General features: G+C 33.3%; 10 protein-coding genes and 1 pseudogene. 8 read left to right on the top strand and 3 right to left on the bottom strand.

Features of this window, described 5'->3' with window-relative positions:
• The first annotated feature begins 347 nt into the window (after positions 1 to 347).
• The 7 genes from B4I81_RS09785 to B4I81_RS09815 all read left to right on the top strand — a co-directional run bounded on the left by B4I81_RS09785 (position 348) and on the right by B4I81_RS09815 (position 12,642).
• On the top strand, positions 348 to 3,599 hold the full coding sequence (locus B4I81_RS09785) for a type ISP restriction/modification enzyme (RefSeq protein WP_291110159.1): 3,252 nt from the start codon (positions 348 to 350) through the stop codon (positions 3,597 to 3,599).
• The gene (locus tag B4I81_RS09790; protein WP_291110161.1) at positions 3,599 to 4,225 is read left to right on the top strand and encodes a hypothetical protein; all 627 of its coding nucleotides are present in this window, start codon (positions 3,599 to 3,601) and stop codon (positions 4,223 to 4,225) included. Before B4I81_RS09785 ends, B4I81_RS09790 begins: the two co-directional genes overlap by 1 nt.
• A 972-nt stretch (positions 4,226 to 5,197) precedes the next feature.
• A complete protein-coding gene (locus B4I81_RS09795; RefSeq protein ID WP_291110163.1) occupies positions 5,198 to 7,369 on the top strand; it encodes a S9 family peptidase in 2,172 nt (723 codons plus the stop codon).
• Between the two features lie 27 nt (positions 7,370 to 7,396).
• The gene (locus tag B4I81_RS09800; protein WP_291110165.1) at positions 7,397 to 8,905 is read left to right on the top strand and encodes a peptide MFS transporter; all 1,509 of its coding nucleotides are present in this window, start codon (positions 7,397 to 7,399) and stop codon (positions 8,903 to 8,905) included.
• An 80-nt stretch (positions 8,906 to 8,985) separates the two neighbouring features.
• On the top strand, positions 8,986 to 10,644 hold the full coding sequence (locus tag B4I81_RS09805; protein ID WP_291110168.1) for a peptide MFS transporter: 1,659 nt from the start codon (positions 8,986 to 8,988) through the stop codon (positions 10,642 to 10,644).
• Position 10,645: 1 nt separating this feature from the next.
• Positions 10,646 to 12,127: a peptide MFS transporter gene (locus B4I81_RS09810; RefSeq protein ID WP_291110170.1), complete on the top strand. Its 1,482-nt coding sequence runs from the start codon at positions 10,646 to 10,648 to the stop codon at positions 12,125 to 12,127.
• Between the two features lie 47 nt (positions 12,128 to 12,174).
• Complete coding sequence (locus B4I81_RS09815; RefSeq protein ID WP_291110172.1) at positions 12,175 to 12,642, top strand: thioredoxin family protein; 468 nt, start codon at positions 12,175 to 12,177, stop codon at positions 12,640 to 12,642.
• Between the two features lie 2 nt (positions 12,643 to 12,644).
• On the opposite strand, the gene B4I81_RS09820 is transcribed toward B4I81_RS09815, so the two are convergent.
• The 3 genes from B4I81_RS09820 to surE all read right to left on the bottom strand — a co-directional run bounded on the left by B4I81_RS09820 (position 12,645) and on the right by surE (position 16,658).
• Entirely contained in the window at positions 12,645 to 14,657 is a 2,013-nt protein-coding gene (locus B4I81_RS09820; RefSeq protein ID WP_291110174.1) for a ComEC/Rec2 family competence protein, read from the bottom strand.
• Between the two features lie 106 nt (positions 14,658 to 14,763).
• A complete protein-coding gene (gene lpxB / locus B4I81_RS09825) occupies positions 14,764 to 15,879 on the bottom strand; it encodes a lipid-A-disaccharide synthase (protein ID WP_291110176.1) in 1,116 nt (371 codons plus the stop codon).
• Positions 15,880 to 15,890: 11 nt separating this feature from the next.
• Positions 15,891 to 16,658 carry a 5'/3'-nucleotidase SurE gene (surE, locus tag B4I81_RS09830; RefSeq protein ID WP_291110178.1) on the bottom strand — a complete coding sequence of 256 codons (768 nt, stop codon included), beginning with the start codon at positions 16,656 to 16,658 and terminating at the stop codon, positions 15,891 to 15,893.
• A gap of 163 nt (positions 16,659 to 16,821) precedes the next feature.
• Between surE and B4I81_RS09835 the strand changes: the two are divergent.
• A pseudogene (locus B4I81_RS09835) lies at positions 16,822 to 17,312 on the top strand (tail-specific protease); the annotation flags it as partial.

The raw sequence follows: 17,312 nt of genomic DNA on the forward strand, positions 1-17,312 counted from the left end.
CTTTTTAAGCATTAAAAAAGCCTTTATTATCCTTTTTTTTATGCCTTTTACGTATCTAATTAACGACTTTTTTTGCTTTTAAACGATTTTTTCGACCCAAAAAGGCATAAAAAAAGCTCAAAAAAATGGAGCTAGTTACCCGTTTTTGAGCTAAATCGCTTTCGAAAGCCTCGTATAGTTCCCGCTAAACGATATCGAAATTGAATGGTAAATATACAGTATTTTAATAAAAAACATAAAAAAAAATTTAAAATTATTGAATTTTTATTTTTCACAATTTACCTAGTTCAATTGCTTAACGTACTATTTTTTTGTAGGTTTGAAATTGTAAAAAATTCCAGACAATAATGACTCTTTCTCAATACATCGACAAAATAAACACGCTTTATAAAACAGGAAATGCGCGAGAACATTCGTATCGTGGCGACCTTCAAAATCTTATTATGGCGATTTTGCCTGATGTATTAGTAACAAACGAACCCGCTAGAGTGGATTGCGGTGCGCCTGATTATGTATTGACCCGCAAAGACGTTCCTGTAGGTTATATTGAAGCGAAAGACATTGGAGTAGATTTAGGAAGCAAAACTCTAAAAGAACAATTTGACCGCTACAAATCGGGATTGTCGAATTTGATTTTTACTGATTATATGGATTTCCATTTTTACAAAGATGGAGAACTGGTTACTAAAATAGCCATTGCTCAGCTAAAATTCCCCTCCTCTGGAGGGGTGGCCGAAGGTCGGGGTGGTAGTGCTGAAATTGTTCCCATTCCTGAAAACTTTGAACAATTTAACCAACTCATAAAAAACTTTGCCGAAACCATTTCGCAAACTATCAAGTCACCAACTAAATTGGCGCAAATGATGGCAGGAAAAGCAAAGTTAATGGCTGATATTATTGAAAAATCATTAAACTATGACGACCAAGAAGGCAAACGCTCACAACTAAAATCGCAAATGCTTTCGTTTCAACAAATGTTGATACACGACATCGATAACAAAGCATTTTCTGATATCTATGCGCAAACCATTGCTTATGGAATGTTTGCGGCTCGTTATCACGACCCAACGTTACCCACTTTTTCAAGAATGGAAGCAGCTGAACTCATCCCAAAATCAAATCCATTTCTTAGAAAATTATTTCAAGACATTGCGGGTTTTGATTTAGACACCCGTTTAACTTGGATAGTTGACGAGTTAGTTAACATTTTCCTAGCTTCAGACGTGGCTACTATTATGAAAAACTTTGGTAAAAGTACCAAACAGGAAGACCCTGTAGTTCACTTTTACGAAACGTTTTTAGGGGAATACAACCCAGCATTAAGAAAAGCAAGAGGGGTTTGGTACACACCGCAACCTGTGGTTAATTTTATTGTTCGTGCGGTTGATGATATTTTAAAAACCGAGTTCAATTTACCACAAGGTTTAGCCGATACCAGCAAAATAAAAATTAAGAAAAAAGCGGTTACCCAAACGGGAACGGGTGCCAACTCCAAAATAAAAGAGGTTGAAACTGAAACAGAAGTTCACAAAGTACAAATCTTAGACCCAGCAACAGGAACAGGAACTTTCCTTGCCGAAGTAGTAAAACATATACACAAGAAATTTGAAGGTCAACAAGGGATTTGGAGTAACTATGTGACCAATAATTTAATCCCTCGTTTAAACGGCTTTGAGTTGCTAATGGCGAGTTATGCCATGGCACATTTGAAAATGGACATGCTGCTTACCGAAACAGGTTACAAGCCAACGGACGACCAACGTTTTAAAATATTTTTGACCAACTCATTAGAAGAAGCACACCCCGACACCCAAACCTTATTTAGTAGTTGGTTAAGTGACGAAGCCGACCAAGCCAACGCCATAAAACGTGACGCACCTGTAATGGTGGTAATTGGAAATCCTCCTTACAGTGGCGAAAGTGCTAATAAAGGCGAATGGATTATGAACCTAATGGAAGATTACAAAAAAGAACCAGGAGGAAAAGAGAAATTAAAAGAGCGAAATCCAAAATGGATAAATGACGATTATGTAAAATTCATGCGTTTTGGGCAACACTTTATAGATAAAAACGGAAGTGGAATATTAGCTTTTATTAACCCACATGGTTTTTTAGACAACCCGACTTTTCGCGGTATGCGTTGGAATTTATTGAAAACTTATGATAAAATTTACACCATAGATTTACACGGAAACAGCAAGAAAAAAGAAACCGCTCCCGATGGTTCTATAGACCAAAATGTTTTTGACATTATGCAAGGGGTTTCGATTAATTTATTTGTAAAAACAGGAAAGAAAAAAGAAAAAGAATTAGGAAAAGTATTTCATTATGACTTGTTTGGAAAAAGAGAATTAAAATACGATTTTTTAAACGAAAAAAATATAAAAATTATCAATTGGATAAAACTTGAACCACAAGAACCTGAACTGTTTTTTGTACCAAAAGATTTTAAGATAAAAGAGGAATATGATAAAGGATTATCGGTAAATAGTTTGATACCATTAAATAATGTAGGAATTGTTACTTCTAATGATAGTATATTAATAAATGAAAATAGATTAGAATTAATTGAAAAAGTCAAAAAATATTATAACATTCAAACTGACGAATCTTTAATAAAGACTATTTCATATAGACCATTTGATAACAAGAGTATCTACTATGATTTAAAGTTGATTGAAAGAGGTAGAGAGAAAATAATGACTCATTTTTTAAAGTCAGATAATATTGGCTTAGTTTTATCTAAGCAATGCGTTAGTGATTGGAGATATATTTTTATTTCAAAAAATATCGGTGAATTCAATCTAACAAGTACCGCTGGAAGATTTGGTTCTGGAAGTTACTTCCCGCTTTACCTTTATCAAGAAACAACAACTCAACAAAGTCTATTAAACGAAACCATTCGCACCCCTAATCTCAACATGGAAATTGTGAATGAGATAGCAAAAGGGTTGGGGTTAGCATTTACACCAGAGAAAGAAGACGGCAATGTTTGTTTGGCAAATGATAAAGACGTTCGCTCAGAGTTTAGAACCACGTTTGCTCCAATTGATTTGTTGGATTATATCTATGCGGTGCTGCATTCACCAACCTACAGAGAAACGTATAAAGAATTTTTAAAAATAGATTTCCCTAGAATTCCATATCCGCATCATGTAGGGGCAGGTCGCGATGTTGTAGGGACAGGTCGCGACCTGTCCGTACAGGAAATTCAAGAAAATTTTTGGAAATTAGTAGCATTAGGTGGCGAGTTGCGCCAAATTCATTTGTTAGAGAGTCCTATTGTAGAAAAATACATTACGCAATATCCGAATGACGGAAATAATGTGGTAGGTAAAATACATTTTGAAAACAATAGAGTATATATCAATTACGATAAAGCTTCCCCTTTGGGGATTGAGGGGCTTCAATATTTCGCCAACGTTCCCGAAGTGGCTTGGAACTTTTACATTGGCGGTTACCAACCCGCTCAAAAATGGCTTAAAGACCGCAAAGACCGTGAACTAAGTACAGACGATATTTTCCATTATCAAAAAATTATAGTGGCGTTAAGTGAAACGGATAGGATAATGAAAGAAATTGATAAAATTGAGATTTAATGTTTAATAAAGAATTTAAAACCGCCATACATAATTTATCTGATTTAGAAAAAGATAAATTAATACTTAGACTTTTAAGAAAAGATTTAGACCTAGCCAACCGATTGTATTTTGAACTAGTGGATACCGAAACGGTGGAACAAAAGAGAGAACAATTGGCTAAAATTATTTCCAAAAAAATAAAACATGCAAACGAAAGGTTTTATAGTGTAGGTTATCTTTTAATGGATATACGATACATTAGTGGTGATATTAATGAACATGTTAGAATTACCAAAGATAAGTTGGGAGAAATTTCCTTAAATCTTCAAATGTTGATAGAAGTTTTAACTATAAACAGAATGTATATTTTGGCTACAAAACCTAATAATTGTATTAAGTTTTATACTTACATTGTGGCTAGGGCATTTAAAATTTTACTTCTCATAAAAGCTATTGACGAAGATTATTTAATTGAATTTAAAGAAGATTTAGAAACTTTAGGTAATTTGTTTTTAAGTTACGAACACTTAATGAAACACGCTATTTATAATGGATTAGATGTAAATTGGTTATTAGAAGCTGAAATTCCACAGAACATTGTAGCCATTCACAAAGAAATTAGAGCAAATGGTTTTTTAAAATAGTTAAAAAAAATTACTATTTTGAACGCACAATTTATCAACTTAAACACAACGTTTGTCAACCTGAACGAACGTCTTGTCAACCTGAGCGCAACGTTTGTCAACCTGTCCCGAAACTTCGGGATTGTTTCAGGTTCTGTATAGAATTACGATGAGAAGATGCTGAAAGGAGATGCTGAAACGAGTTCAGCATGACAGGATTGTGGGGAAATGCTGACTCGAGCGAAGCGAACAGGCGAAGCAAACGAGTTCAGCATGATAGAGAATATAATATAAACGCAACGTTTGTCATGCCGAATTCATTTCGGCATCTAAAAAATATCAGCAACAAATTAACCTTAATATCCCTTTATGGCACGAAGAAGTTACCACAACTATTGGGTATATATCCTAACTGGGCGAATTTGTGGAAAGGAGATGCTGAAATAAATTCGGTGTTACAGATAGAGTAGAGATGCTGAAACCAGTTCAGCATGACAGGAAGAAGGGAGATGCTGAAATGAATTCAGCATGACAAGATAGGGAGTTTTAGTAGGTCAAAAAATCAACGCAACGTTTGTCATGCCGAATTCATTTCGGCATCTCAATAAAAATTAGCAACTAATTAACCTAAATATCCTTTTATGGCACGAAGAAGTTACCACAACTATTGGGTATATATCCTAACTGGGCGAATTTGTGGAAAGGAGATGCTGAAATAAATTCGGTGTTACAGATAGAGTAGAGATGCTGAAACCAGTTCAGCATGACAGGAAGAAGGGAGATGCTGAAATGAATTCAGCATGACAGGAAGAAGGAGATGCTGAAATGAATTCGGCAAGACAGAGATGAGAGATGCTGAAACCAGTTCATTTGCACATACCACGCGTTTGGTTTGGTAAAAATTGTATGTTAATTTCACAAAATAATAAGGTAAAAAAATGGTTAATTCATATATTTTCACTAAAATTGGAGGTTTTTTAAGAACATAATATTATGAAAAAGATCAGTTTAGCGGTTTTATTATTTGTAGTAAGCTCATTATCAGTTGTAGGCCAACAAAAAATTACGTTAGAAGAAATTTGGGGTGGTGCCTTTAGAACCAAAGGAATGGATGCTTTGAGCGCCATGAAGAACACCAATCAATATACAGTCTTAAATTTCGATAGAAGCACAAAAAGTTACCAAATCGATTTGTATGACTTTGCTACTTTAGAAAAAGTGAGTACCCTTTTCGATACTAAAAATCATCCAGAAGTAACATCAATCGATAGTTATTCTTTTGATAAAAACGAGAAAAAGATTTTAATTGCAACCAATTCCAATTCTATTTTCCGTCATTCTTTTACGGCGCAGTATTTTATCTACGATATTCCATCAAAAACGGTAAATAGTTTTACTACAAATGCCATTCAAGAACCAACATTTAGCGCTGATGGAACCAAAATTTCTTATGCCTTTGAAAACAACCTATATGTTCATGATTTATCATCAGGTGTGAAAATTCAAATTACGCAAGATGGCCAAAAAAATAAAATCATCAATGGTATTACCGATTGGGTTTATGAAGAAGAATTTGCATTTGTAAAAGCGTATGATTGGAATGTAACTGGTACAAAAATCGCTTACATCAAGTTTGATGAAACGGAAGTCCCAGAATTTTCTATGGACATGTATAACGAAGGTTTATATCCAACGCAAACCGTTTTTAAATATCCAAAAGCGGGTGAAAAAAACGCAATTGTTTCGTTACATATTTTTGATTTAAAATCAGGAACTACCAAGAAAATCAATTTAGGTGATTATAAAGATTTTTATATTCCAAGAATCAAATGGACGAATGATGCTGCGATTTTAAGTGTTCAAGTTATGAACCGTCACCAAAATAATTTAGACTTACATTTTGTAGATGCCAATGCAGGAACTACAAAAATTGTTTTAAACGAAAAAGACGCGGCTTACGTTGATGTTACCGATAACTTAACGTTCTTAAAAGATAACAGTTTTATCTGGACATCAGAAAAAGACGGATTCAATCATATTTATCACTACGATAAATCAGGTAAATTGAAAAAACAAATTACTTCTGGAAAATGGGAAGTAACCAAGTATTATGGTTTTGATGAAAAATCAGGAATGATTTACTATCAATCAGTAGAGAATGGTTCTATCAACAGAGATGTTTATGCTATCAAAGTAGATGGAAAATCAAAAGTAAGATTGTCATCAAAAACAGGAACAAATTCGGCAACTTTTAGTCCGAATTTTCAATTCTTCATCAATACGTATTCAAGTGCAACTTCGGCACCAACTTATACTTTAAATGATTCTAAAACAGGAGCCATAATCAAAACTATTGTTTCTAACGAAGCAGTAGAGCAAAAGTTGGCAAAATATGATGTAACTCCAAAAGAGTTTTTCGTCTTAACTACAGAAAAAGGGCATCAATTAAATGCTTGGATGATTAAACCAAAAGATTTCGATCCAAATAAAAAATATCCGGTTTTCATGTATCAGTATTCTGGGCCAGGTTCACAACAAGTGGATAATGCTTGGAATAGCACTGATGATTATTGGTTCATGATGTTAGCACAACAAGGTTACATTGTAGCTTGTGTGGATGGAAGAGGAACAGGTTTCAAAGGAGCTGCTTTCAAAAAATGTACCCAAAAAGAATTAGGAAAATACGAAGTTGAAGATCAAATCGATGCAGCTAAAGTAATTGGAAAATACAACTACGTTGACGCTTCAAGAATTGGTATTTTTGGATGGAGCTATGGTGGATTCATGTCGTCTAACTGTTTGTTCCAAGGTGCTGATGTATTCAAAATGGCAATCGCTGTGGCTCCAGTAACTTCTTGGAGATATTATGATAGTATTTATACAGAACGTTACATGCAAACTCCACAAGAAAACGCAAGTGGTTATGATAACAACTCGCCAATCAATCACGTAAGTAAATTAAAAGGAAACTTCTTGTTAATTCACGGTACAGCTGACGATAATGTACATGTTCAAAACACCATGAAAATGGTTGAAGCATTAGTTCAAGCAAACAAACAATTTGATTGGGCCATTTATCCAGATAAAAACCATGGAATTTACGGTGGTAAAACACGCTTGCAATTGTATACTAAAATGACGAATTTTATTAAAGAAAAATTATAAACTAACCAATAAACTAAAACAAATTATATGGAAAACAATGCTGTAAAAACGGGACATCCTAAAGGGCTGTACTTTTTATTCTTCACAGAAATGTGGGAGCGATTCAGTTATTATGGAATGAGAGCTATCTTTATTCTATTTATGACTAAAGTATTATTAATGAAAGATGCTGATGCTTCTGAAATTTACGGAAGTTATACAGGATTAGTATACTTAACACCCCTTTTAGGAGGTTATTTGTGCGACAAGTTTTTAGGTAATAGAAGAAGTATTGTAATTGGAGGTCTTTTAATGGCAATTGGTCAGTTCTTCATGTTTTTCAGTGCTTCGGTTGGAGCAAATGGAGGTGTTTCGTTAATGTGGATGGGATTAACCGCAATTATCATTGGTAATGGTTTCTTTAAACCAAATATTTCAACCATGGTGGGACAATTATATCCTGCAAACGACAGAAGAATCGACAGTGCATTTACCATTTTCTACATGGGAATTAACTTAGGGGCTTTCTTTTCGCCTTTAGTTTGTGGATCTATGGATTTTAAATGGGGATTTTTAGCAGCCGGAGTAGGAATGTTGATTGGTTTAGTTGCTTTTGTTTTAGGTCAAAAAAAATATTTGGTTTCAGAAGAAGGAAAATCAATTGGATTGCCAGTTAAAAAGTTAGATGTTAAAAGTATCGCTATGATTATTGGTTCAATTGGAATTATTTTCTTCATGTTGAACTTCAAACAAATGTTTAAAAGTGATGTAGATATTATTAGTTATTTCATCTATGGAGCTATGGTAGCAATGCCAATTTTAATTTTTAGTGATAAAAGTTTAACAAAAATTGAAACACAAAGAATTACGGTAATTTTCCTTTTAGCGTTTTTCGTAATTTTCTTCTGGGGTGCTTTCGAGCAAGCAGGAGCTTCATTAACGTTATTTGCAGATAGACAAACAGAGCGAACCATTTTTGGATGGGAGATGCCAGCGTCTTATTTTCAATCAGTAAATCCTTTAGCAGTTATTTCATTAGCGCCAATTATGACGATTGTTTGGGGATTCTTATATGCTAGAAAATTAGAACCATCTTCTCCAAAGAAAATGGCAATTGGACTTGGTTTAGTTGCTTTAGGATATGTAGTAATTGCAATTGCTGTTAAAGGCTTAGGTTTAGGTGAAAAAGTTTCAATGTGGTGGTTAATTGGATTATATGTAATTCATACTATTGGAGAATTATGTTTATCACCAATCGGATTATCAATGGTTTCTAAATTAGCTCCTTTACGTTTATCATCTTTAATGATGGGAACTTGGTTCTTAGCAAATGCTGCGGCTAATAAATTTGCGGGAACATTAAGTGCTTTAATTCCAGGCGGTGAAGACGGAACAGGTGGCGCAACATCATTTTTAGGTTTTCAAATTACTAATTTATATGAATTCTTTATTTTGTTCATCATTATGTCGGGTGCAGCTGCTGCAATTCTTTTCGTATTGAGTTCTTGGTTAGAAAAAAGAATGCACAACGATCATGTTGAAGCTAAAACGGAATAAGCAATAAAATAAAATTTTTTTTATATCTTTCAAACCTACAAGAAACCCTTGTAGGTTTGTTTTTTTTAATACAATAAATTATGTGGAAAAGTCATCCTAAAGCATTGCCTTACTTATTTTTATCTGAAATGTGGGAGCGTTTCGGTTACTATTTAATGATTGGTATTTTTACCCTTTACCTTAAAGATGTCGAAGCCGGATTCGCTATGACCGAGAAAGAAGCATCCGATTTATACGGAACTTTTATCGCTTTGGTATTCTTAACTCCTTTTATTGGAGGCTTAGTTGCTGATAGATATTGGGGTTACAAAAAATCTATCGTAATCGGAGGAATTATGATGGGAGCGGGTTATTTCATGATGGGAATTCATGATATTACCATGCTGTACATCGCTATGACATTAGTTATCGTGGGTAATGGTTTCTTTAAACCTAATATTTCAACACTTTTAGGTAATTTCTATACCGAAGAACAATACAAAGATAAAAAAGATGAAGGCTACAACATTTTCTACATGGGAATCAACGTGGGAGCTTTCATTTGTAACTTCTTTGGAGCTGCTTTACAAATTTTATTGGGTTGGCAATATGCTTTCATGGCGGCTGGAGTTGGGATGTTTATTGGTGTAATCGTTTTCATTTTAGGAACGAAACACTACGGAGATAAAACCGAGAAAAAAGGAGTGCAACCAGGCGATATGCCGTTCTGGAAAATTGTGATGTTTATCCTAGTACCTTCAGCGGTTTTTGGAGTTATTGGTTGGTTAATCAAAGGAGTAACAACTGAAGCAAATCCTAACGGATATATTTTTGGTTCGGATAGTACGGATGCTTTCATCTTCGCCTGTATTCCAGTGATTTTCTTCTACGGAAGTTTATACTTTAAAGCTAAGACGGAAGATAAAAGACCTATCGGAGCTTTATTAACGATTTTCGCAGTGGTAATTTTATTCTGGGGGGTTTTCAAATTGAATGGTTCGGCATTAAATACTTGGGCTGACCGTTACACGGATAGAGAAATCACAGGAACCACTCAAACGGTTTTTAATGGATTGAAATTAGCTAAAGAAGTAGAATACAAAAAAGACACAGTTGAATTATATGATGCCAGTTTCCGTATTCAAAAAGTTGATGGTGAAGTTCAAAAAACAGTAGATTATCCGGTTTATTTTAGAAACGTAGCTAAAGATAAATTACCAGAAGAAGGTGCTTCTGTTTCACTTTGGGCAACTAATTTAAGTCAGTCAATTAATCCTGGTTGGGTAATTATTTTGACTCCTTTAGTAGTTGCGTTCTTCACATTTTTAAGAAATAGAAAGAAAGAACCATCTACACCAACAAAAATCGCATTCGGATTATTGATTTCTGCTTTATCCGTTTTAGTGATGATTGCAGCCGTAAACATGGGTGCAAACGGAACTGAAAAAGTAAGCGTTTGGTGGTTGGTTGCTAATTACGGAGTAATCACAATTGGAGAATTATTCTTGAGTCCGATGGGATTATCAGTAGTTTCTAAATTGAGTCCAACGAACATAACCTCTTTAATGATGGGAGGTTGGTTTTTATCAACATCTATCGGAAATAAATTGAGTGGTGTATTAGCTAGTCTTTGGGATACGTATGACAACAAACAAGATTTCTTCTGGATTAATTTCGGATTATTAATGTTTGCTACTTTATTAATGTTCATTTTATTGAAACAATTGAATAAAGTAATGCAAGAAAAAGGAATTCACTAAAATGCAAACGACTCAAACAATAGAAGAAATTCAAAATTTCGAGGGTAAATATCCAAAACAACTTTGGTATTTATTCTTCAGTGAAATGTGGGAGCGTTTCTGCTTCTACGGAATGCGCGGAATGTTAACTTTTTTCATGGTACACCAATTGTTCATGAAAGAAGATGTGGCCAATTTACAATATGGCGCTACACAAGCTTTCGTATATGCTTTCACATTTGTTGGAGGGTTATTTGCTGATAAAATTTTAGGTTACAGAAAGTCATTGTTTTGGGGAGGAATTATGATGATTGTAGGAAGTGCCATTCTTGCCATCGATCCAAAACAATTTTTCTTCTTGGGAATTGCTTTTACTGTAATTGGAACAGGATTTTTCAAACCCAATATCTCTACTATGGTAGGAACTTTGTATAAAGCAAATGATTCAAGAAGAGACGCTGGTTTTTCATTATTTTACTCTGGAATTAATATCGGTGCGCTTTTAGGTGGTTATGCCTGTATTTATATTGGTAAAAATTATTCATGGAACTTAGCTTTTGGTTTAGCGGGAATTGTAATGACCATTAGTTTGGTTACGTTCTTGTTCACGCAAAAAAGTTTAGCCACTATCGGACTTTCGCCATTGTTGCATTTGCAAGATTCGAAACGAAAATTATATGAATATGCGACTTACATTGGAACATTAGTAGCCATTCCATTAATTATGACAATGGTTTCAAATCCGGAATATACAGATTATTTCATGTATACGATTGGTCCAGTGACGTTGTTGTATTTGGCTTACGAAATGCGAAATTTCTCACTTCAAGAGAACAAGAAGTTGATTGCTGCAATGGTTTTCATTGTGTTTTCAATTTTGTTTTGGGCGTTTTTTGAACAAAGTGGAGGTTCCTTGAGTTTATTTGCGGCCAACAATTTAGACAGTGATTTTTTAGGCATTAATTTAGATCCTAACGGAGTCAATAACGCTGCAAATTCATTATTTGTAATCATTTTTGCGCCACTTTTAGGATTAGTTTGGGTTTGGTTGAATACCAGAAAAGCTGAACCGAATACCGTGGTGAAATTTGGATTGGGATTTTTATTCTTAGCCTTAGCTTTTTACACGTTCTATTTCACAAGATTTTTTGCGAATCTTGACGGAATGACGTCGTTAGAAATATTTACCTTGGCCTATTTCATCATCACATTTGGAGAACTTTGCTTATCTCCAATCGGATTATCGATTATGACCAAACTTTCACCAGTAAAATTGCAAGGTGTTATGATGGGAATGTGGTTTTTAGCCAGTGCTTATGGTCAATATGTAGCGGGAATTTTAGGCGCTGGAATGTCAATTGCTAATGAAAATGCTACCAAGGCAGAAAAATTAATTGCTTACACCGATGGCTACCAACAATTAGCTATTTACGCGTTAATTGCTGGTATAGTGTTGATTGCTATTTCACCCATTATTAGAAAATTAATGCAAGAAGTTAAATAATACTGTTTTGGTATTCATTTTGATTAAATTTGTTTAAAAATTACAATATGAAAAAGATTTTAGTAATAGCATTTTTAGTAATAACTAGCGTTTCAATACAAGCGCAAGAGGGGTTAACTTGGCATACTGATATGTCAAAAGCTACTGATATTTCGATAAAAGAAAAAAAACCATTATTCTTGTTTTTTACTGGTTCTGATTGGTGTGGATGGTGTATCCGTTTGCAAAAAGAAGTATTTAAAACTCCCGAGTTTGTTAAATGGGCAAAAGATAATGTAGTTTTAGTGGAATTAGATTTTCCAAGAAAAAACAATCAAACCGATGCGGTTAAAATGCAAAATGCACAATTGCAACAACAGTTACAAGTAAGAGGTTATCCTACGGTTTGGTTTGTTAGCGCATCAAAATCAAATAAAAACAAAGTGAATTTGAGTGCTTTAGGAAGTACAGGTTACATAGCAGGTGGACCAGCAGCTTGGCTTGAAGGTGCTAACCAAATTCTTAAAAAGAAATAATTTTATTTTAACCTATAGAATCCCTTTTCGGCAATAGCATGAAAAGGGATTTTTTCTTTTCTACAAGTGATTTCCCAACGTTTAACGGTGTTTTTGTAGTTGCTTTTATCTGCAATAATTTCTTCTGGTTTTATATCTTGAATCAATCGGGTTAGATTGATTTTTGGATTTTGAGTTAAAACTACAATCTCAGGTTTAATTGAGGTTTTGTAAATTCCTAAACTATCAACTACCAAAATTCTTCTGTTTTTAAAAGATATTGCATTTTGCATCGGAAAAATTCGCAATGAATCTGAGAAAGTTCCTCGAGTGTAATGATTTAAAGTCGTGTTGTGATTCTCTGGAATATCAGTAAATGCAATAACACTATTTTTATTTTTGACGCCAATTAACGTTGATTTTTCATTAAAAACCACTAATTCACTTCCTTGATTTTCGTTCCATTTTACACTAATATAACTCAATTGAAAGAGTAATATAGATGTTAAAATATATTTTACATTTTTAATTTTCGTGTGATACATCCAATGAATAAAAGCAACGATAACTAAATACATCGAAAAAGTCAACCAACCCGAAAACGAAATATTCGTGATAATACCACTTTTAAATTGGGCAATCCAATGAATATATTCGTTCATAAATTGAATGCTGAATTCTAAAATTTTCCCTAAGAAAACCGCAACCGATGGAAGTATAAAATTTAGTGGTAAAATCACAATTCCAACAATCAAAACCAAACTCGAAAGTGGAATAATTACTAAATTCGCTAATAAAAACAACAAAGGCAATTGATTGAAATAATACAAACTCAAAGGTAAAACGCCAATTTGCGCTGCTAGGGAAACTAAAATCGTATCAGTAAAATAAATTGCAATTTTATTTTCGGAAAAATAGAATTTTTTATAAAAAGGTTGAAACAAAACAATCGATAAAACCGCAGCATAACTCAATTGAAATCCAATATCAAAAATAGCATTTGGTTTTACCAATAAAATTAAAAAAGCGGAAATAGCTAAAGCATTATAAATTGCTTTTGGTTGATTGAAATAGTTTCCAATACTAATAAAGCTAAACAAAGTCACCGCTCTGGTTACCGAAGCTGGCAAACCCGTAAGTAAGGCAAATAACCATAAAATCGTTAAGACGATTAGTAATTGGATTTCTGCTCCAAATTTCACTCTTTTCAAAGGTTTCAACAAGAACACAATAAAAAAGTAAATAATAGAAATATGCAATCCTGAAATCGCTAAAATGTGAATCACACCGGCATTGGAATAATCGGCAATGGTTTCTTTGTCTAATTCCAATCGTTGTCCTAAAATTAAGGCGTCAATTATGGCTTTGGTTTTGGAATCAAATTGATGAATCTCAAAACTTTTACTGAGATTATTTCTTAAATTTTCAATGTAATAATCTGTGGTTTTATGCCTTTGAATGATTTTAATTTGATTTTCTTGCGTGTAAATTTGATGGAATACGTTTTGCTTTTCTAAATATTTCGAATAATCAAATTGGTACGGATTGAAAGCTTTTGGAATGTGATAAATCGAGCTGTTCAACCAAATTTCATCACCAGAATGTAAGATCTCAATGTTGGATTTTGGAACATAAAGTAATAGTTTTCCAGAAGCAATGGAATCATTAAAATGTGAAAGAGAAATGAAATATTTGTTGTACTTCTCATTCGGTTTTAAAGTTGTAGTAACGATGGCTCGAATGGAATTGGATTCTTCAAATGACTTTTTAGTGTAATGATGTTTCGAATTCAAATCGGAATGAATATAAAAACTCATCATTCCTAAAGTAAAAGCGAGTAGGTAAGTGGTAATTCCGAAAAAAGAATCTTGAAGCAAAACTTTTTTACTTTTCCAGTATAGAAAACAAAATAATCCTAAACCTAACAAAAGTGAAATTATGAGAGTTGAAAAACCCCATTGCAAATAGTATTCTGCAATAATTCCTATTGCAAAACTAATAGTAATGGTGAGTAAAGGAAACTTAAATACTTTCAATCACTTTTGTTTTTGAAGTAGTATTTAGTTTTAAGGAGTAGGGACTTCTTACTTCCAAAAATACAAAAAATCCGTTAATTTTCTACTAAATAATTAAGAATATTCTTTATTTTTTGAAAGAATCTAGAATTAGTTCTGCAGTCTTTTTACTTGCACCTTCGCCTCCTAATTTCTGTTTTAAATCGGCATAATTGTTCAATAAAATGTTTCGACTTTCTGAATTCAGAATTTTGTTCAATTCTAATTTTAAATTCTTCGTGTTCAATTCATCTTGAATCAATTCTTTAACCACTTCTTTGTCCATGATTAAATTCACAAGTGAAATGTATTTTAAAGTGATGATGCGTTTGGCAATTTGATATGAAACCCAACTTCCTTTATAACAAACCACTTCAGGAACATTGAATAAAGCCGTTTCTAAAGTTGCGGTTCCAGAAGTTACCAAAGCAGCGTGTGAATGACTTAATAAATCATAAGTTTTGTTCGAAATAAATTTCACATTTTCATTCGTTAAAAACGTTTTGTAAAACTCATATTCCTGACTTGGAGCACCTGCAATTACAAATTGGTAATCAGGAAAATCGTTGGTTACCGAAAGCATAATCGAAAGCATTTTAGCAATTTCTTGCTTGCGACTTCCAGGTAATAATGCAATAATTGGTTTGTCTGATAAATGATTTTCTTTTCTGAAAATTTCATCTGAAACTTCCGTTCTACTTGCAATAGCATCAATTAGCGGATGTCCAACAAAATGAACTGGGAAATTGTGTTTTTTCTCGTAAAAATCTTTTTCAAATGGAAGAATTACGTACATGAAATCCACATCGCGTTTGATAGCTTTGATACGGTTTTCTTTCCAAGCCCAAATTTGAGGTGAAATGTAATAATGGGTCGGAATGTTACGCTCTTTTGCCCAAGTAGCAATGCGCATATTAAATCCAGGGTAATCAATGAAAATTATGACATCAGGCTGAAAGGTTTCAATGTCTTTTTTGCAGATTTTGATGTTGTTCAAAATGGTTTTTAAATTCATAACGACTTCAATAAATCCCATGAAAGCCAATTCACGATAGTGTTTTACTAAAGTTCCGCCCACATTTTGCATCAAATCGCCACCCCAAAAACGAATTTCTGCTGATGGATCTTTTTCATACAAAGCCTTCATTAAGTTTGAACCATGTAAATCGCCCGAAGCTTCTCCTGCTATGATGTAATATTTCATGTGTTTTTTCTTTATAATTCCCAAGAATTTAATTGTTGCATCGCATGATGTGCTGTTAAATCAAATTGCACTGGAACAATCGAAATATAACCATTCTCTAAAGCCCATTCATCCGTATCAGTTCCTTTGTCTAAATTGACAAATTTTCCCGTTAACCAATAATATTCTTTTCCTTGTGGATTCGTTCTTTTGTCAAATTCCTCTTGCCACATGGCTTTCGCTTGGCGACAAATTTTGATACCTTTGATTTCTTCTTTGCTTAATTTCGGGAAATTAACGTTTAAAATTACGCCTTCGGGTAATCCATTTTTTAAAACTTCTGATGCAATTTGTTTTATATGACTTTTGATGGGTTCAAAATCTGCATCCCAACTGTAATCTAATAACGAAAATCCGATAGCAGGAATACCTTCGATTCCAGCTTCAACAGCAGCACTCATCGTTCCCGAATAAATCACATTGATAGAAGAATTAGAACCATGATTAATTCCAGAAACACATAAATCGGGTTTTCTTTTTAGAATTTCGTTTACGGCAATTTTTACACAATCTACGGGAGTTCCGCTGCAACTGTATTCCTGTTTTAAGTCTTTGTCTAAATGTACTTTTTCTAGTTTCAAGGTATTGTTTATGGTAATCGCGTGTCCCATTGCACTTTGAGGACTATCGGGAGCTACAACTACAACTTCGCCTAATTCTTTCATCACCTCAATTAAAGCGCGAATTCCAGGAGCAACAATGCTGTCATCGTTAGTTACTAATATCAGTGGTTTTGTCATTTTTGTACATTTTTTGCTAAATTAAATAATTTAAATCGAAACCTTTTTTTTGTTGGATAAATTTTGTGTGTTTAACAAAAAATTATAGTAATTTGTGCTTTTATGGCATGATTTTTTGTGTAATTTAGTTGAAAATTTTTCAATGAAACGAATAGTGGAATTTATGAAAAGAAATTATAAGGTTGTATTGTTGGTAACTGCTTTATCAGCAATACTATGGAGTTTTATTCCGACTCAGAAAAAAGAAGATCCAGAAAAAGATAAGCTACTCTTGGATTTATTAACGATGGTTTTAGAACGCGGTCATTATAGTCCTGTTGCTATTGATGATGATTTTTCAAAAAAAGTTTATAAAAAATATTTGAATAATATAGATCCTACAAAACGTTTTTTTATTCAAAGTGATATTGAAGAGTTTAGTAAATATGAATCTTCAATAGACGATATGATTTTAAATAAAGATTTAACTTTTTTTAATTTAACAAATGCTCGTTTATTAAAGAGGATGAAAGAATCTAGAGCTATTTATGAGAATATTCTAGAGAATCCTTTTGATTTTACTGTTAAAGAATATATTAATGTTGATTATGATAAACTTCCATTCTGTGAAAGTAAATCAGATCTTGAAAATAGATGGAGAAAACAATTAAAATT

Source organism: Flavobacterium sp. UBA6195 (genome assembly GCF_002422095.1).
GTDB lineage: Bacteria > Bacteroidota > Bacteroidia > Flavobacteriales > Flavobacteriaceae > Flavobacterium.